The sequence below is a fragment of the Pedobacter jeongneungensis genome (assembly GCF_039538295.1).
GTDB lineage: Bacteria > Bacteroidota > Bacteroidia > Sphingobacteriales > Sphingobacteriaceae > Pedobacter > Pedobacter jeongneungensis.
Window position 1 is genome coordinate 446,623 of sequence record NZ_BAABBY010000002.1, and the last position, 19,196, is coordinate 465,818.

Genomic DNA, 19,196 nt, shown 5'->3' on the forward strand with positions numbered 1-19,196 from the left:
GCATGCAGACAACTACACTGTTAAAGCACTCTCATTAACCAAATAAAACCTATGAAGCACCTGAAATTTTTTCTTATTATTTTATCTATAACCTCGCTGTTATGCATACTGCCGGGGCAACTAGTTTTTGCGCAACATCAGCTAAAGGGGATGCATCCGCAACAGCAGATTGATTTTGTTAAAAAACAGCTCAAAGCCAAAAAAGAACCTTATTTATCAGCCTATAAGGCCTTACTGATTAAAGCAGATTCGGCTTTGCTGGTCACGCAACATGCGGTAGAAGATTTCAGTATTCCGGGTTTTTATGTTGACAAGGAAACCCACCGCCGAACTTCACGGGCGCTACAGGTGGATGGTTTTTCGGCATACAGTTGTGCTTTAGCTTATCAGCTGAGTGGAAAAACAAAATATGCAGATAAAGCCATTTATTTCCTGAATGCCTGGGCATCTATCAATAAAAAATATTCTCAACTGGATGGTTCACTGGTGATGTCGTATTCTGGTACTGCCTTATTGATCAGTGCAGACCTGCTCAAGGATTGTAAAAGATGGAAGTCCAAGGATGTAACACAATTTAAATGGTGGACAAAAAATGTGTTTCGTGCGGCAGCGAACAGCATCAGGTACCGGAACAACAACTCTGGCGATTGGTCTCGTTTGGCTTCTATCCTGGCCGATACCTATCTGGAAGACCGGGAAGATATGGAGCAAAACACTGCCTTAATTAAAAAGGACCTTTTTGATAAAATTGCCCCAGATGGCCACCTGGTGGAGGAAGTAAAGCGGCAGGGCAAGGGTATTTGGTATACCTATTTCTCTTTGGCACCGCTTACCGCGTCCAGCTGGATCATTTATAATCAGACGGGCGAAAATCTCTTTAATGCATCACGGGATGGGGCATCATTTAAAAAGGCGCTGGATTATTTGTTTTATTACAATCAACACCCCGAAGAGTGGAAATTTTTCAAAAATCCGGATACGGGTTCTGTTCATACCGCAACAGGTTTCTGGCCGGCCAACTTACTGGAGGCGATGAATGGCATTTACCCTTCGCCGCAATTTGATGAATATCTTGCACCATATCGTCCCGTTATGTATACCACACATGATTATGCCTGGACATTTCCAACCCTTATGCCTTTACGATTAAACGGATACCAATAAATTATTCCCCATGAAAAAATATCTAGTCAAATTATTATTACCGGCCTGTACCTTATGCATCAGCTTATCCGGAGTGGCCCAACAAAAAGATCCTAAGCCGTCAGCACTCCGTTCAGGCGGTTACAAACTGGTATGGGCCGAAGAATTTAATAATAACGGTGCACCCGATCCGGCTAACTGGAATTATGAACTTGGATTCGAACGCAACGAAGAATATCAATGGTACCAAAAGGAAAATGCGAGGTGTGAAGATGGAAAGCTAATTCTGGAGGCCAAAAGAGAGAAAAAAACAAACCCTAATTTTAAGGAAGGAAGCAGTGACTGGAAAAAAAGTAGAAGAGAGGCTGATTACACTTCCGCCAGCATTAAAACCCAAGGATTGCATAGCTGGCTTTACGGCAGGTTTGTGATGCGCGGTAAAATAGATATCAGAGATGGCATCTGGCCAGCCTGGTGGACATTGGGAACAAAAGGATCCTGGCCGGCGACGGGTGAAATCGATATCATGGAATACTACCGGAAAAAACTGCTCGCTAATATCGCCTTCATGGGTGCAGATCGAAAAGATGCCTGGTTTAGCACCGAGAAAAATATCGATTCCCTTGGCGGTCAGGCATGGGCAGATCAATTTCACATCTGGCGAATGGATTGGGATGAAAACAGCATCGCACTTTATGTGGATAACCAGCTTTTAAATAAGGTGTCATTAGACCGTTTGGTTAACCAGGATGGGACTGGTATTAATCCTTTTAAACGACCGCATTATATGCTGCTCGATTTGGCAATAGGCGGTAAACAGGGTGGAGATCCTTCCAAAACGACCTTTTCAGCCAGGTTTGAAGTAGATTATATAAGGGTTTATCAAAAATAATCAATTAAGAAATGAAAGATATGAATTTAAAACGACTGCTTCTGATATTAGTATTTAGCTGTTACGGCGGAATGAGCGCTTTTTCGGGTGAAACATCTTTAAAAAGGGATTCTACTCTGGAAACCACAAACATTTTTAAAACGATGCAGCGGGTTGCAGACTGGCAATTGAATACCTGGAAGGACAAGGGGTTTAATCATCGAAAAGCAGATTGGACGAATGGAGCCTGTTATACCGGTATTTTTGCTTTTGGTAACCTGCGGGGCAATGAACGGTATCTACAAACGCTGGTCGATATTGGAGATGATTTGGGCTGGAATACCGGACATTTGCGCTTTTATGCAGATGACTATTGTGTAGGACAAACTTATGCCCAACTCTACAGTAAGTTCAAAAAGAAAAAGATGATTGCTCCTTTTATGTTGCAGGCCGATAGTATCATTAGCCAAACCCATAACGAACCTTTGAACTGGAAAAACAATATCCAAAAAAGAGAGTGGGCATGGTGTGATGCCCTTTTTATGGGACCGCCATCTTTGGCTTATCTGAGCACGGCTACGCGAGATGATAAGTACCTGAATACAGCTGTTAAATTGTGGTGGAAGACAACCGAATTTTTATATGACCCATCGGAGAAGCTATTTTTTAGAGATGAGAGTTTCTTTAATAAAAGAGAGAAAAACGGACAAAAAATATTCTGGTCAAGAGGCAATGGATGGGTATTGGCCGGCTTGGTAAGGGTGTTGGAAAATATGCCGAAAAACCACCCCGATAGAAAGAAACTGATTTTGCTTTATCAGGATATGGTAGCCAGAGTGGCAGGATTACAACAACAAGATGGCAGCTGGCATGCTTCATTATTAGATCCTGCAAGTTTTCCGGTTAAGGAGATGAGCGGAACCGGCTTTTTTTGCTATGCCATGGCCTGGGGTTTAAACCACGGTATTTTAGACAAGAAACAATACCTTCCTGTGGTAGAAAAATCGTGGAAAGCCATGGTTTCTGCCGTACATGAAGATGGGATGCTGGGTTATGTACAACCCATTGGTGCAAGTCCGGATGCCGTAAATGGCAATAGTACTGAGGTGTATGGCGTCGGTGCATTTTTGCTGGCGGGAACACAATTTTATGAATACCTTAAGAAACTAAAATAGGCGATTATGAAGATTAATATGAAATTACAGTTCTGACTTTAATTAAGTTGAGCATGTATTCCCTTTTGCTGGTTTGCCTCACTGCAAATGTTTTTGCTCAAAGCCGGCAGGATACCTTACGTTTATTTATTATAGGGAACAGTTTTTCTCAAAACGCATCAGCCTTTTTGCCGCAACTGGCAAACGAAAGAGGGAAAACGCTCATCATCGGACGTGCTGAACTTGGTGGGCATTCTCTTGAGCAGCATTGGGGTTATGTAGAAAAAGCAGAAGCCAATGCTGATGATCCAAAGGGAAAACCCTACGGCGGAAAATCATTAAAAATGTTGTTGGGGCAAGGGAAATGGGACATTGTTACCATTCAACAGTATTCTTATCTTTCGGCAGACTCCTCTACCTACTATCCATATGCCAACAAACTGGTTGACTATGTTAAAGCATTGCAACCCCAGGCGCGTTTGGTGGTTCATCAAACCTGGGCATACCGTACCGATGCAAAGAAGTTTGGGCGTATCGCAGAAGGTAAAGTGGCAGCGAGTCAGCAGGAAATGTGGCAGAAATCACGTGCGGCTTATCATCTCCTGGCAAAGCGGATTAATGCCCGGATTTTACCGGTTGGTCGGTTGGTGATGCTTTCCAAATTGTAGCCGAAGAAAGGAAATATGGTTTTAAACCTGATCATTCATTTAATTATGAGCATCCCACAGCCCCAAATTTGCCAGATCAGACCCACTCGATCAATATCGGTTACTATTGGAATAAAAAAGACCTCGTATTTGATCCCAACCATGCCAATGATGCCGGTAAATACCTGGGCGGATTAATCTGGTATGGTATTTTGTTTAATGATTCAGTTAAAAACATCAGATTTAAGCCTGAAAATGTATCTGAAGAGTCTGCGCAATATCTTCGTAAAGTGGCAATCCATACCATATTGAAAAAGAACCATAAAATATGCAGATACATCTACTAACCTGAATTCGATTATTAATATTGTCTTCCGGTAACCTTATACCGGCTTTCTGATTAAGCGGCCGTCACCCTGAATTTATTTCATGGTCTTTCCTGCTGAAAAGATGCTAACCACGAAGTGGCTATAAAGCGATTGAAAAATTATTTTCCACTAATAAAACAAGTTCAGCATGACGAATTGGTCAGGTATGGGGTGTTTATAGAGGGTATTTTAGTTAGGTAATTTCGAGTTCAGGCTACTAGCTATATCACTCGAAAGATCATCATTCCCAACTCGATCAGATCGCTACTGAATGACGACCGGACTTTATTAGGATCTTTCAATGGCAGCCATTTGGTTTGTAAAAAGCAAACTTTCTAAAAAGAAACCGTAAATATTAACCCTGCGTACAAAAACAAACCATTTCCGTACAAAAGTGAACCCCCTGAAATAGATAAGCATATAGATTTGTGTTAACCAAATAATAAACCAAAATATGATGACAACCTATTTCTTAACTATCCTCCTTATTGCAAATGAGGAAAACACGAAACCTGAATTACGAGCAATGACATCGGAAATGCTCTTTTATTTGATCGGTATCTCCAGGCATCAGGTTTAGCGTAGAAGCTTGAATCAGACGCTTTTTTAATGCTTTCCAATCTTCGTTTTTAATTCAACAGATAAAAACCTGCACCCTTTTAGGGGAATTGATGAGGACGCCTGCGCGTTGCCCTGGAGATCTGTTATGCACAAAAAAGGCGGAAATATCTAAAGATTATAATTCTAACCATATATCAGATAAATGATAAAAAATATAAACCTAAGGTCCAAAGGCTGGCTTATTTTGGTTGCTGCATTTTGGTGTAAGGCCCAGGCATTGCCAGCCATGCCCATAAAAGTGACGAGTGGCTTTGTTGCCAAACGCCCCGCAATGCGGTTTCAGGAAATAACCGGAACCGTTAAAGATGATAAAAATCAACCTATTCCGGGTGCAACCATCAGAATAAAAGGTACCACTACCGGCGTCCAGACCGATTTGGATGGAAAATATAAAATCAATGTTAACCCTGGCCAGGTGCTTGTTTTTTCGACCATTGGTTTTGAAAGCAAAGAGGTAACGATAGGGGCTATCGGTGTAATCAACATCACATTGATCTCCGCAAGCAGCTCGCTCAGTGAAGTCGTGGTAAACGGTTATTCTACACAAAGAAGATCAGCTGTTACTGCTGCCATCAGTACCGTTTCTGGTCAGGATTTATTAAAAGCACCCGTAACTAATGTGAACAATGCATTGGCCGGTCGCGTACCCGGCCTGGTGGTACAGCAAACTTCCGGACGTCCGGGGATTAACGGGGCCGCTTTGTATATCCGCGGACAGGTTTCTCCTTCAGCTACTGCGCTCATTATTGTGGATGGTGTGGAGCGTACATCTTTCGGTGATATTGATCCCAATGAAATTGAAAGTATAAATGTGCTGAAAGATGCCTCATCTACCGCATTATATGGTTTGAAAGGTGCAAACGGTGTATTTGTGATTACTACCAAAAAGGGAGTGGAGGGGCCGGCAAGAGTAACATTTTCCGGTAATCTGGGCATCATCAGTGCAACCTCCCGTCCTGAAATTTTGGGCGCTTATGAAAGTGCTATGCTGTTAAGTGAGGGGCAGCGCAACGTGGGCGAACCCCGAGCCTTTACCGATGAGGATTTAGCCATTTTTAAGGCCGGCAACGGGAATCCATTACTTTATCCGGATGTGATGTGGTACGATGAATTGGTTAAAGATCATTGGATGCAGAACCAACAGAACTTAACCATATCTGGCGGTAGTGAAAAGGTAAAATACTTTACCTCATTTAGCCATATGCGCGAGGAAGGAAATTTTAAGGAATTTAAAACACCTTTAGATTATTCTACTTCCCCGAGCTACGGCCGTTACAATTTCAGGGCCAGGGTAGGCATAGACCTGACCAGAACCACCAACTTTGAAGTGAACCTTGCGGGTAGGAACGAACACCGTTACAGCCCGGCAGGCATGAGCGAATATAATGATCCTGCAGGGGTTGTGAGTAATGGGATTGAAGGGCTTGTGGGCCGGGCGTTGAAAATGCCTTCATGGGCAGCGCCGTTTTTTAAAGAATACATTAACTCTGATGATCCTAAAGTGATTGCGTTGGATGGAAACTATAACCACATCGTAAATTATGGACTTGGTGGAATAAATTCCGTCAATCCCTATGCTTTATTAACGTATGGAGGCTATGCTTTTACCGATAATAATATTGCAGAATCAATTTTTACGGTAAACCAAAAACTTGATTTTATAACTAAAGGGCTAAGCTTAAAAGCACAATTCGGTTACGATGCCACCCAATTATCAGGAAAACTGCAAAGAGGAAGCACAGGATACCTTGAACTCGACAGGGCCAGCCTGGCACTAACACCTGTTGGTGGTACCTATAATGATTTTTTTGGGGCACCAGCCTATTCAAGGAGTGGTTTTACCAAAACGAATCTCCAGTTGTTTTTAACCTATGGCAGATCATTTGGCAAGCATAATTTGAGTGCCAATCTAATCGGTCAGCGCGAATTGCAGGGCTCGGCTGCCGCTGCTGCTCCTTATGCCAACCAGGGAATCATTTCAGAGGCCACTTATAATTATGGAAATAAATACTTTATAACTGCCAGTGCCACTTATAATGGTTCGGAAAACTATGCCAAAGGTTATCGCTACGGATTTTTTCCGGCAGCAACGCTCGGTTATAATCTGGCCAACGAGGAATGGATGAAAAAATATACCTGGATCAGCATGTTTAAAATCCGTGGTTCAATTGGAAGAGTAGGGATTCCCAGTCCTAGTACAAGTCGTTTCTATTACCAGAACAGGTTTGGCGCCGGATCAAACGTAGTGTTTGGAAACCCGAACAGCAACTTTAGTGCGCCAACTTATACCCAGCTACAGTATGGCAATCCGTTTATCACTTTTGAGGTGTCTTTAAAGCGAAATATCGGACTTGATCTTTCTTTATTCAAAGATAAGCTGAATATCACTGCAGACCTTTTTGATGATGAGCGTTCGGATATTTTAACTACCCGTTCGGCCACCAGTTTTGCAACTTACGGCGCCACCGTGCCAAGTACCAATTATGGCGTAAATTACAACCATGGATATGAAATCTCCGCAACTTACCGTGATAAGATTAAAGATTTTACCTATTCCTTTACGGGCAACCTGAGTTATGCCAGAAACGAGCGAAGGGTATTGGATGAAGCACCTGGTCTTGCCGAAAACCTACGGGTAACAGGCAAGCCCATCGGTACCTATTTTGGATACCATGTTCTGGGTTTTTATGCAGATCAAAAAGATATCGATAGTAGTCCGCTGAACAAAATTACAGCTTATCCTTCTATACCCGGCGATTTTAAATATCAGGATGTTAACGGCGACGGAATCATTAATAACCAGGATGTAATCGCCATTGGGCATCCTAATATTCCGGAATATAATGCAAGCCTTAACATGCAGTTTGGGTATAAAGGATTTCAATTATCGGCGCTTTTTAATGCGGTAACAAATGTGAGTTCAAACGTGGTGTTCCAAAGTGGTGGCCTCAACCAGTATTATGCACCAATGTTAAATAGATGGACACCAGGTAATACCAATGCAAGCTGGCCGGTAATTCGTCCGGGTCTGAATGCAAATCCTAACGAAAGCCTAAACGACTTCACATTGCAAGATGCTTCTTACATCAAATTACGAAATGTGCAGTTCAGTTACAGTTTGCCTAAAAAATTAGTCAATAGAATTCGCCTAAACGGCCTTACCATATTCATTAGCGGTCAGAACTTAATTACCTGGACAAATTTTTATGGCATAGATCCTGAAAACAGCCTGTCGGGGAACGCCTATGCTTCATCTATCGCCACTATTCCGACTACTAAGGTTTTCAATTTTGGCCTCAATTTATCACTCTAATTAAAGGTTACTATCATGAAAAAAATTATATACACGCTATTATTATTTATTCTCTGTACGGGTTATTCCTGCAAAAAGGATTTTTTACAGCGTGATGTCGGCATCCAGAGCGACCTTGAAGAAGTTTTTAAAGATCCATTAACGGCTTCCCGTTTTGGCGATTTTACCTATACTTTTTCCATTTCGGATTATGGCCGCTTAAGCGGCTATAAGGGAATGACCTCGCAATTTACCGATGAATCTATTGCCAATAATGGCCAGATAGAGGTGTCGGCGATGAACAGCGGACAGTTTCTAGATCCGGGAGCTGCTGATATAACAGGCATTTACGCTCAGATGTACAGGGGAATCAGAAATGCAAACCTGATGCTGGCCAATGTGGATAAGGTACCCTGGACCGATCTTTACAATCCTAGTTATATTAAAGGTGAACAACTTTATCTCCGTGCTTACTTTTATTTCGAGCTGTTGAGGCGCTTTGGAGGGGTTGTAATATTAACCCAGCCGCAAGAATTTACCGAAGCTTCTACTGATCTTCCACGCAGCAGTTATGCGGAAACATTTTCGTTAATATTAAGTGATCTGGAACAGGCCCTTACGCTATTGCCACTAACCAATGCCGACTGGCCCAATCCAGCAGCCCAAGCTAACCGGGCCACAGGCGCTGCAGTAATGGCGCTCAAAGCGAGAGCCTTACTTTTTGATGCTAGCCCATTAAATAACCAGGGCAATGATTTGGCAAAATGGAAAAAAGCCGCAGATGCATCAAAGGCAATTATGGATCTGAATAAATTTTCACTGGAACCCAACTATGCCAATGTACTCACGGTGGCAAACTCTAATGAATATATCCGGATCTGGCCCCGTGGCGGCCGTGGATTTATCGGTACTTATCTGAGCGATTTTTTAATTCCTACAAGCTATGGAGGGGCACAATCTAACCTTTCGCCAGTTCAGAATCATGTTGATCTTTATGAAATGGCCAATGGCAAAGCCATCACCGATGCCTCCTCAGGGTACAATCCGCAAAATCCTTACCTCAACAGAGATCCGCGGTTTTATGTGAACATCCTTTATAATAATGCCACCTGGCAGGGGCGGGCGGTGCAAACCTGGCAATCTGAACCTAATGCCCAGGGTATTGTCACCTATGGAACCGATATCAGTACAGCCACTTCAATAACCAAAACCAGTTATTACCTGAAAAGGCTCTGGCCTGAGGCTTCCCGCTCGGGGTCAACTGCATCAGCCTTGCTGAATTATGTTTTTTACAGATATGCAGAAGTGTTGATCAATTATGCCGAAGCCTTAAATGAAGAATCAGGACCAACCGCTGAGGTGTACAATGCAGTAAATGCCATTCGCCTGCGGGCAAAAATGCCGGTTTTACCAGCTGGTCTTAGTCAAGCCGAAATGCGCGAGCGTATCAGAAATGAAAGGGCAATCGAATTCGCTTTCGAAGACATGCGTTGGTGGGATATCCTCCGCTGGAAAAAAGGGCCTGAAATTGTGGCCCAGCCAATGGAGGCCATGAAAGTGGTTAAAAATGCCAACGGCTCTTTTAGCTATAACGTGATCGAATTGCCTGCATTTAAAAAAGTATTCAATAACAACATGTATTTATACCCTATTCCGCGGACAGAAATGAATAAGACCAGTGGCGCATTGAAACAGAATCCGGGTTGGTAGTTTATGGGTTTTACATTAATTTAAAAGATAAGAAATGACAAGATATATTAAATGTTCGGGCGTTATGCTGTGCATCATCAGCTATCTGTTAACCTGCACGGCTTTCGCACAAACTAGCGGTAAGCAGGATACCGTTAGAATTGTGAAAGCCGGCCGCACAGATTCGACAGATAAATTAATAGAAATTCCTTTTGCTGCACGCAGCAGAGAGGAACTGAATTATGCCCAAAGCTCTCTTCGTTACCATCAGCTTACCCAAGTTCCAATCAGTAACCTTTCGGGTCTACTGGCGGGGCGGTTAAGTGGCTTTTTATTCAGGTGGACGGGCAATCAACCAGGCGGAGGAAACGTATCCTATCAAATCCGCGGAAAATCATCTTATGCGCAAGGCGCTACGCCAGCTTTTTTGGTAGATGGAATTGAACGTGATTTCGAAGATATGGATATCAGTGAAATTGAAAGTGTAACGGTATTAAAAGATGCTGCCGGTTTAAACTGGTATGGGCTAAATGGCGGCAATGGCGCGATTCTGGTCACCACAAAAAGAGGTAAGATAGGGCAGAACCTGATTTCTTTTGACGCTCAGGGCGGTTTTCAATCTGCCAGCAACCTGATCAAACCTTTAAATTCATTTGATTTTGCTACTTTATACAATCGGGGTTTAACCAATGTGGGGCAGGCACCAGCGTATAATGATGCAGCCCTGGAAGGTTATAAAAACCATACTGATCCCTACCTCTATTCAGACAATAACTATTTAGACCGCTTTTTGGGTAAAAGAGCCGCTACACAGAGATATGCGCTTACCTTTAGCGGCGGGAGCAACAGGGTACGTTATTTCAGCTCGGTAAGTTACTTTAACCAGCAAGGGCTTCTTAAGGAAACAGAAACACCCAATTACGATTCCAACTATGGCTATAAACGTTATAATTTCCGCATCAATTTAGATTATGATGTAACCAAAACACTTACACTTACGCTTTTGGCGGGGGTGAGGAGTGAAGTGCGTAATGATGTTGGCGATGGCACCAGCACGGTTTTGAGTAACCTGTATAACTTGCCACCAAACGCCTTTCCGATTTTAAATCCAGATGGATCTTATGGTGGAACCTCACTCTTTCAAAGTAATCCCCTGGGCCAGTTGCAGGCTACAGGATTTTCGAGAACCACCACTAATATTTTGCTAGCCAGTATCATGGCCGATCAGAAAATGGATTTCATCACCAAAGGCCTTTCGGCTAACCTTTTTTTCTCTTATGATGGTTATGGTAATTATGGCGACGGATTATCTCAGAATTATGCAGTATTCAATCAGACCGTTACACCTGTACAAACTTATCGTACGCCGGCAGTCATCGCTTACCGTACTGCAGCTTTCCAAACCAATACCAAAAATAATGAACTCTGGTTTGGCCTGGATTACGACAGAACTTTTGCTACAGATCACCAGGTAAAGGCAAACGTACGGGCGCAGCAATATATAAGTGCTGCGGTAGACCGGTTGGATTACCGTTCCCGGATGGTTGTGGGGCGGGCAGATTACAGTTTTAAACAACGTTACCAATTGGGATTTACGGGAAGTTACTCCGGATCTGAGAACTATGCACCTGGACGACGTTTTGGCTTTTTTCCGGCAGTATCAGCTGGGTGGGTAATATCTAAAGAAGATTTTCTGAAAGATGGCTCGGTGATCAGCTACCTGAAACTGCGCGGATCTTATGGGCGATCAGGCAATATTGGTCCAACTTACGATGCCAATGGTAATGTGGTCAGGCTGCCATACCGCACGCTGTTTACCAGAGATGCGGGGCCATTCTTTGGCTCTACTTTTTCTACCTCGACCACAGCCAGACTTGTAAGTCCGGCAGGCAACCCCTTAACTACCTGGGAAAAAATTGACCGACTGAACCTCGGTACAGATGTAGACTTTTTTAAAGGCGCACTTTCCTTCTCTGTAGATTATTTTGATGAAAAACGAACGGATATCCTTGGGCCTGCAAACTTACCGGGCATTGTTGGAATAGCCATCGCTCAGGTAAATTCGGGTAAGGTAAGCAGTAAAGGATTTGATGCCAGCGGAACTTTCAATAAAAAAATTGGCGAAGTGCTGATCAGTACCAACGCAAACTTTACCTATACTAAAAATATCATTTTGGAAAGAACGGAAAACGTATTGCCAAACCAGTCTACCATAGGCCGGTATGTGAATGGCGGAAACTATTACCTGGCTGAAGGTATTTTCCAGAGCCAGGCAGAGATTAACGCCAGTCCGAAACAAACCCTTTCGAGCCTTGTTGTGCCAGGTGATCTTAAATACAGGGATGTTAACAATGATAATATCATCGACGCAAACGACGCCATTTCCAGCGACTTCACCGATATCCCAAAAATATATTATGGTTTCGGTTTTAATATCCGTTATAAACAGTTTGATTTAGGCGCACAGTTCCAGGGCCTTGCCGGCAGAACTGTTGATGTCTCTGATATTTTTTACGCAGGTCCGAACGGGTTAAACCAGCTCAGTTTAGCTACCTGGACCCCGGCCACAGCGGCTACAGCAAAATATCCCCGTATCGGAATCTCAGACAATGGAAACAATACGGCCAACTCTACCTTTTGGTTGTATTCAGGAGATTTTTTAAAACTCAGATCTGCGGAGATTGGCTATAGTACCCCACAAAGCCTTAACCAACGCTTACGTTTTAAAGGCGCCAGGATTTTTGTAAGTGGCAATAACATCTTCTCAATTTCCAAACTCGGTGAACTGGGCATTGATCCGGAAACCCCCAATGCAGGTCGTTTTTCGTCTTACCCTTACGTAAAAACCTTTGCAATCGGCTTAAATGTTAAATTTTAATCAAAATGAAGATGAAAAAGAATTTATATAATATGTATATCGTTCTGGTAGTTTTGCTCATGGGCATTAGCGCTTGTAAGGATGAATTTTTTGAACCCTCCTACAGTGAAGGCCCTGTAAACGAAGAAGCGATCTGGAATACCGACAGGCGCGTACGGGAGTATTTAAACAATGGCTATAACTACATGCTTGCCAGGTACAATGTTGATGGTTCAGGTGCACTAATGGCCAGTGGAAGTGATGAAGCGGTAAACTCAAACTTAAACAGCAATATAAACATTTTTAATAATGGCAACTGGAGCAGTTTAAGGACTTTTGATGAGCAGTATACCAATCTCTATAATGGTTTGTGGGTAGTCAACACCTTTCTGGAACGATCGCCCACAGCGGTGATTTTTCCGGCAAGCGATCTTCGCGGACTAAGGGGAGAGGCGTTTTTTCTAAGGGGTTTATTACATTATGAGTTGTTTAAAAGATACGGGGGTATTGTTCTCGCCACCCGCTCCTTTTCGCCGGTAGAAGACCTGAACATTCCCCGCAATTCTGTTGATGATGTAGTGAAACAAATTGTTAAAGATTGCGACTCGGCCATCAGTCAGATTCCTGCTACCTCTACAAAAGATTGGGATGCATCAAATTACGGTCGCGCCACAAAAGCTGCGGGAATGGCGTTAAAAGCCAAAACCCTATTGGTTTACGCAAGTCCTTTATATAACACAGGTAACAATCTGCAACGCTGGCAAAATGCGGCCAATGCAGCAAAGGATTTAATCGACTTAAATAAACACAGCTTATTAAGTACGGCTTTGTTTCCAAACTTATGGGATTACACCAACACTGCAACCTCTTATAATAACGAGGTGATCTTCGCTACGCCGGCAAGTAACACCAATGCTATAGAAGCCAATAATGCGCCCATTAGCTTCACCGGTGGATTGGGCAGAACAAACCCGACGCAGAATCTGGTTGATGCTTTTGAAATGAGCAATGGCAGGCCTATAACTGATCCCGCATCAGGCTACGATCCACAAAATCCGTATGCAAACAGAGACCCGCGTTTAAACCAGTTTATCGTTGTTAACGGCGCAAATTTTAAAACAGGAAGCTTAACCCGGGCTGTAGAGACTTATGAAGGTGGACGTGATAATGTGCCTTCCAACGTAAACAGCACAAAATCAAGTTATTACCTGCGTAAATTTTTAAGTGGTAACGCTACTTACAACATTACAGGTACCACGAGCGTAAGAAGACCCTGGGTATTGTTTCGCTATGCAGAAATTTTACTGATCTATGCAGAGGCCCTGAACGAATTTGGAGGTCCGAACGCAGAAGTTTATAACGCGATAAATGCGGTGCGTAACCGTGCCGGAATGCCTGCACTGGCCGGGTTCACACAATCGCAAATGCGCGACCGGATTAAAAATGAACGCAGGGTGGAATTGTGTTTTGAAGAACAACGGTTTTTTGATGTCCGCCGCTGGAAAGACGGGGAAAGTAATTTTAACGGAGCAGTTAGGGGGATGAAAATCACGAAGGTGGGTACTGCGCTAACTTATAGCCCTTTTGTAATTGAAAACCGAACCTTTACCAGTAAAAATTATTGGTATCCGTTTCAACAATCAGAAATCAATAAGGCCAATAAACTTATTCAAAACCCAGGGTATTGAGTATGATGAACAGACTAAAATCCTTTGCTCATCAAGGCAGTTGGCGCGTCAGCAATTTGTTAAAAAAGGCTATGATATGCTTAATTGGTCCAGTTTTTTTATCGGCTGGAGTGTATGCGCAGAAAACAGACCGGTTTATGGGAGAAATCGTTAATTATGACGAAGGTACCGTGCCAACTTATACTTTACCCGATATACTGCTAACTGCAAAGGGTAAAAAAATTAAAAATGTCTCCGCTTGGGAAAAGCAGCGCAGACCGGAAATTTTAGCCCTGTTTGAAGAACATGTGTACGGTAAAACACCAGCTAATTTTGATAGTTTAAAGTTTATAGTGACTAACGAAAACAAGGTTGCCATGTCTGGAAAAGCACATTTGAAAGAGATAACAATTACAGCGTGGAATGATGGTCGCTCGGTATCCTTTCCTGTTGTACTCTTTATTCCCAACAAGCGAACAAAACCCGCTCCGGTATTTTTACTGATCAACAACCGAAGTAGCAAAAATACGGATCCGACCAGAATGGAAAAGAGCACTTTCTGGCCGGCCGAAATGGTCATCGACAGCGGTTATGCCATAGCTGCCTTTCATCATTCGGATGTAGCGCCTGATCGTAAGGATAGCTACCAGAACGGCGTATTAAAACAGTTGTTTCCTGCCGAGCTGGAAAAAGATAATGGCATGAAAGCCATTGGGGTGTGGGCCTGGGCGGCAAGCAGGGTAATGGATTATTTTAAAACTGATAAAGATATTGATTTTAACAAAGTTGCGCTGGTAGGCCATTCAAGGGGTGGTAAAACAGCCCTATGGTCGGCAGCCCAGGATCAACGCTTCGCAATGGTGTTTAGCAGTTGCTCAGGCAGTACGGGTGCATCGCTGGCCAGGCGTAAATATGGAGAAACCATAAGCCTGATTAATAAACAGTTTGGTTACTGGTTTAACAATAATTACAAAAAATACAGCAATGATGTAAATAGCTTGCCTGTTGATCAGCATATGCTCATAGGCTTGATTGCGCCAAGGCCGGTTTATACCACCAATGCTACTGAAGATCGCTGGGCAGACCCTTATGGTTCTTTTTTATCATTGGTACAGGCCAAACCTGTTTACGATTTATATGGCAAGAAAGTGAGGCTTCCTGCAAATATGCCTGGTGTGAACAAGCCCATCATTCATTCGGATATAGGTTACCATTTCAGGGAAGGGAAACACGACCTCAATGTTTATGATTGGACAAATTTTATCCGATTTGCCCGTCTCCATTTTAATCTTAAAGACTTACGCTTAACTTCTTATTAAAATTATTGATTGGCATTTTTCTCCAATTGCGATATGTAAAGAAAGATTTAGTGTAAAGAAAATTTATTCTAAGGTTCAAAATAGGTACCGAATAATAGCAAAACCTCTAATCTAAAATTTAATATTTATTACTATGAAAAAAATCATTTTCGGGTGGGCTGGAAAGGTAACGCTGCTTGCGCTTTTAGGTCTGCATTCGCTTTCCTGTTCCAAAATAGTGGAAGAAAACCTTTCACAAACCTTTGACAAGGGACCTCAAAAACTGGCTGTTATTGCCAATAATGTGCTGATCAACCCTGTATATAATGGTACTGCGGTGTTACGGAACCCGCTAAACGGATGGGTGATGTATGGCAAACGGGATGCTACCGAAACCTACTGGGACACACAGTTTTTTGTACCCGAACTGGGTGCCAGTGTAAAGGCCATAGATTATGCCTCAGCCTGTTACATCCGAACCAGCTGGCGATCGCTTAACCCAAGCCCCGGTGTTTATGCCTGGAGAGATCCCAACTCGCAGATTGGTAAACTCATTAATGGTGTTAAAACCAAGGGCTTGCCTATTGCTTTCCGGATTGTGGTAGATGGCCGCGACCAGGGAGAAAATACACCTTCTTTTGTATTCACGGCGGGAGCTCAATATTGGTTATCAAATCCTGCAGTACCAGCGCAGAAAACACCATTTCCACAGGATCCGATTTTCAGGCAATATTACACCACATTTATTGAAGAGCTTGCCAAAGACTTTAACGATCCGGTTCGCACATCGTTTATTGATGCCTATGGCTTAGGCAAATGGGGTGAAGCCCATAATACCGTGTATGCCGCTCCGGGGGTATTAACGGCCGCACAAACTGAAACCGTAAAGGAAGAGGTACTGGACTGGATCATGGCACTCTACAATAGGACCTTCACCAAAGTACCGCTGGTGATCAATTACCACCGTTTAATAGGTCATCCAACGAGCTGGGGTGCAGCAAACCCTAACAGCGACCAGTTACTGGTGAAAGCGATAAATCAAGGATATAGCCTGAGGCATGATGCTTTTGCCATGACCGATTATTACCAAAGCTGGGAGAAAAACTTTGCAGCAACCTGGAAACATAAACGACCGATTATTATGGAAGGGGGATGGATTGTAACGGGTACACACCGCTATTGGATTGATTCAAGCGGCCAATATCGCGAAGGGCATCCTGAAGATGTAAGAAAAGCAGAATTTGAAAGATCAGCGGAAGCAGCTGTAAATATGATGGATTTCAGGGTTGGCGAAGTGGCTTCCTGGTTTCAAACCAGTTTTCCGTTGGTACAGCGCTTCACTGCTGAAGGAGGCTATCGGCTATATCCTGATCAGGTATCATTACCCAGTGAAATTGCCAATGGGGCCACCGCTACAATAAGCCATCGCTGGAGAAATATGGGTTGGGGTTACTGCCCAAATAACATTCCGCAGTGGAATTATAAATATAAAGTAGCTTTTGCCATTCTAGATACCGCTGGTGTGGTTAAAAAACTTTTTATAGATGAAAGTGGTGAGCCTTCTAAGTGGCTGAAAGATAATCCTATGAGTTACAATTTTACCACAACGGCAATTAACCTGCCGGCTGGGAATTATAAATGGGGGGTGGCCATCATTGATAAAACAAATGCCAACAAACCAGGCATTGCACTGGCAGTAACCGGAACTATTAAAAACGGCTGGTTGGAATTGGGTAATCTGCAGGTACAGGCCGAACCACCAATCGGTCAGACAATTAAACTAAAAGGTTCTAACAACCTGTTTGTTTCCGGTGAAAACGGTGAAGTCGCCCTGAGATGTAACCGTGCGAGTGCCTCTGACTGGGAAAGCTTTATGATTGTCGATGCTGGTGCCGGAAAAATCGCGTTAAAAAGCATGAACAAATATGTATCTTCAGAAAATGGCGCTGCAACCGGGATCACCTGCACCCGCACAACCATTAGCGATTGGGAAAAATTTGACTGGGTGGTAAACACTAACGGAAAAATTTCCTTTAAAGGAAATAATGGCAAATTCATTTCTTCAGAAAACGGGCAATCGGCCATGAAATGCAACAGGACTACTATTTCTGGCTGGGAAACTTTTTCACTGGAATAATTGCCGAGGTAAGTTTTTAAACAAATAGAAGTTTTAAGATAATGGATTGCTCTTGCGAGGGCAGCCCATTATAAGATTTTCAGCTTGATCCTACAGGCCATGCTTTGCTGATTTTTGAAAAGAGAGGGCTATCGATCTTAAGCTTGGATGCATTGAAGCATTTTCAGGGGGAAGAAAATTTGAAGTCGGGGTTAGTTTTGCTCAATGGGACAGTGACAATTTTGACAGTCGCCCGGCAGTCAAATTCGCATACAGTTTGGTCCGAAATGGAACCGTAAAGTTTCAATTAAATACGCAATTGGGTCGGGTCCCGTCCATTCTCCCAACCAGATGTTATAATACGTTAAAAGAGGCTGTCCGATAAGTCATTTCAGCCTTGATGTACCTAAATAGCATTTTATCTCAGCCTATATCTTAACAAAAAATAGTAATTCTCTCTATATATAATTACCGTTTTTTGTTGTATATCATTATTTTAAAAAAATCGCCAAAATTAAATTCTGTTTTGGATTTCGGTTTTGACTTAGAAGACAGCCTCTTTTGACATTTAACGTGAAAAATTAGAGTTTAGTTATTACTAAACTGGATTTAAGCTTACCCATATCGTGGCTAATCTTGATATCCAGAACCTTTGCGTAGTGCTGGGTAGTTTTTAAAGCAGTATGTCCAAGTATTTTGCTTACTGTTTCGATTGGGACCCCATTGGAAAGCGTGACAGTTGTTGCAAATGTATGCCTGGCCATATGGAATGTCAAATGTTTATTTATGCAACAAACATCCGCTATCTCTTTTAGGTAAGCATTCATTTTCTGGTTGCTTAATACCGGCAATACCAAATCCCTATTTTCGCATTCAGGATTGTCCTTATAACGACGTAATATATCAAAGGCATTGGGTAAAATTGGTATATGGGAAAAAGTATTAGTTTTTTGTCTCTTAGTAAATATCCACTTTTCACCATCTATGCCTAAAGCGATTTCAGATCGTTTTAGTTTCTTAACATCGGCATAGGATAATCCTGTAAAGCAACAAAAAATGAAAATATCCCTAACTTGTTGTAGCCTTCCTATAGTAAATTCTTTAGCTATAATCTTATCTACTTCCTCTTGGGTTAAATAGGAGCGTTCTTTGGCTGTGGATTTATAAGCGATGAAGGTTTTGACATCATTTGACATTGATTTTTGTAGCCCGTAGGGGAATAACCTAGTTATTTTAACCTATTGGCATTCAATTTCTTAATTGGTTTTCGGTTTTCTACGCACCGAATTACTCACCATTACTTTGATGTAGATAATCACTGAATCTTACAATCCAAAGATACAATTTGAACGAAAGTTAACCTAATTAATTTTTAAATTACGAGTTTAGATTATACCTAAACCTATAAAACGATCAAACCAATTAAGTACGACTAAAATATGTATTCGCAAGTTAGTGATGCGAAGTCAAATT

12 protein-coding genes are annotated in these 19,196 nt (G+C 42.5%); 11 read left to right on the forward strand and 1 reads right to left on the reverse strand.

Annotated elements, in window-relative coordinates:
• Nucleotides 1-51: 51 nt before the first annotated feature.
• The 11 genes from ABD769_RS05545 to ABD769_RS05595 all read left to right on the forward strand — a co-directional run bounded on the left by ABD769_RS05545 (nt 52) and on the right by ABD769_RS05595 (nt 17,744).
• Complete coding sequence (locus tag ABD769_RS05545; RefSeq protein ID WP_344850083.1) at nt 52-1,164, forward strand: alginate lyase family protein; 1,113 nt, start codon at nt 52-54, stop codon at nt 1,162-1,164.
• A gap of 10 nt (nt 1,165-1,174) precedes the next feature.
• A complete protein-coding gene (locus ABD769_RS05550; RefSeq protein WP_344850084.1) occupies nt 1,175-2,035 on the forward strand; it encodes a glycoside hydrolase family 16 protein in 861 nt (286 codons plus the stop codon).
• 20 nt (nt 2,036-2,055) lie between these two features.
• The gene (locus ABD769_RS05555) at nt 2,056-3,189 is read left to right on the forward strand and encodes a glycoside hydrolase family 88/105 protein (protein ID WP_344850086.1); all 1,134 of its coding nucleotides are present in this window, start codon (nt 2,056-2,058) and stop codon (nt 3,187-3,189) included.
• A 53-nt stretch (nt 3,190-3,242) separates the two neighbouring features.
• On the forward strand, nt 3,243-3,836 hold the full coding sequence (locus tag ABD769_RS05560; protein ID WP_344850088.1) for a DUF4886 domain-containing protein: 594 nt from the start codon (nt 3,243-3,245) through the stop codon (nt 3,834-3,836).
• 68 nt (nt 3,837-3,904) lie between these two features.
• Nucleotides 3,905-4,162, forward strand: a complete 258-nt coding sequence (locus tag ABD769_RS05565; protein WP_344850090.1) for a hypothetical protein — start codon at nt 3,905-3,907, stop codon at nt 4,160-4,162.
• Between the two features lie 784 nt (nt 4,163-4,946).
• Complete coding sequence (locus ABD769_RS05570; protein WP_344850092.1) at nt 4,947-8,117, forward strand: SusC/RagA family TonB-linked outer membrane protein; 3,171 nt, start codon at nt 4,947-4,949, stop codon at nt 8,115-8,117.
• Nucleotides 8,118-8,132: 15 nt separating this feature from the next.
• Nucleotides 8,133-9,806 carry a RagB/SusD family nutrient uptake outer membrane protein gene (locus ABD769_RS05575; RefSeq protein ID WP_344850094.1) on the forward strand — a complete coding sequence of 558 codons (1,674 nt, stop codon included), beginning with the start codon at nt 8,133-8,135 and terminating at the stop codon, nt 9,804-9,806.
• Nucleotides 9,807-9,840: 34 nt separating this feature from the next.
• Nucleotides 9,841-12,663, forward strand: coding sequence for a SusC/RagA family TonB-linked outer membrane protein (locus ABD769_RS05580; protein WP_344850096.1), 2,823 nt, complete (start codon nt 9,841-9,843; stop codon nt 12,661-12,663).
• An 11-nt stretch (nt 12,664-12,674) separates the two neighbouring features.
• Entirely contained in the window at nt 12,675-14,330 is a 1,656-nt protein-coding gene (locus ABD769_RS05585) for a RagB/SusD family nutrient uptake outer membrane protein (RefSeq protein ID WP_344850098.1), read from the forward strand.
• Between the two features lie 137 nt (nt 14,331-14,467).
• Complete coding sequence (locus ABD769_RS05590) at nt 14,468-15,628, forward strand: glucuronyl esterase domain-containing protein (protein WP_344850100.1); 1,161 nt, start codon at nt 14,468-14,470, stop codon at nt 15,626-15,628.
• 133 nt (nt 15,629-15,761) lie between these two features.
• Nucleotides 15,762-17,744 carry a DUF4832 domain-containing protein gene (locus tag ABD769_RS05595; protein ID WP_344850101.1) on the forward strand — a complete coding sequence of 661 codons (1,983 nt, stop codon included), beginning with the start codon at nt 15,762-15,764 and terminating at the stop codon, nt 17,742-17,744.
• 560 nt (nt 17,745-18,304) lie between these two features.
• Here ABD769_RS05595 and ABD769_RS05600 read toward each other — a convergent pair.
• Nucleotides 18,305-18,919: a site-specific integrase gene (locus ABD769_RS05600; protein ID WP_344850103.1), complete on the reverse strand. Its 615-nt coding sequence runs from the start codon at nt 18,917-18,919 to the stop codon at nt 18,305-18,307.
• Nucleotides 18,920-19,196: the final 277 nt, after the last annotated feature.

Coding starts and splice junctions, on each gene's coding strand:
- ABD769_RS05545 (WP_344850083.1), top strand. CDS start 52: ATGAAGCACCTGAAATTTTTTCTTATTATTTTATCTATAACCTCGCTG.
- ABD769_RS05550 (WP_344850084.1), top strand. CDS start 1,175: ATGAAAAAATATCTAGTCAAATTATTATTACCGGCCTGTACCTTATGC.
- ABD769_RS05555 (WP_344850086.1), top strand. CDS start 2,056: ATGAATTTAAAACGACTGCTTCTGATATTAGTATTTAGCTGTTACGGC.
- ABD769_RS05560 (WP_344850088.1), top strand. CDS start 3,243: ATGTATTCCCTTTTGCTGGTTTGCCTCACTGCAAATGTTTTTGCTCAA.
- ABD769_RS05570 (WP_344850092.1), top strand. CDS start 4,947: ATGATAAAAAATATAAACCTAAGGTCCAAAGGCTGGCTTATTTTGGTT.
- ABD769_RS05575 (WP_344850094.1), top strand. CDS start 8,133: ATGAAAAAAATTATATACACGCTATTATTATTTATTCTCTGTACGGGT.
- ABD769_RS05580 (WP_344850096.1), top strand. CDS start 9,841: ATGACAAGATATATTAAATGTTCGGGCGTTATGCTGTGCATCATCAGC.
- ABD769_RS05585 (WP_344850098.1), top strand. CDS start 12,675: ATGAAAAAGAATTTATATAATATGTATATCGTTCTGGTAGTTTTGCTC.
- ABD769_RS05590 (WP_344850100.1), top strand. CDS start 14,468: ATGGGAGAAATCGTTAATTATGACGAAGGTACCGTGCCAACTTATACT.
- ABD769_RS05595 (WP_344850101.1), top strand. CDS start 15,762: ATGAAAAAAATCATTTTCGGGTGGGCTGGAAAGGTAACGCTGCTTGCG.
- ABD769_RS05600 (WP_344850103.1), bottom strand. CDS start 18,919: ATGTCAAATGATGTCAAAACCTTCATCGCTTATAAATCCACAGCCAAA.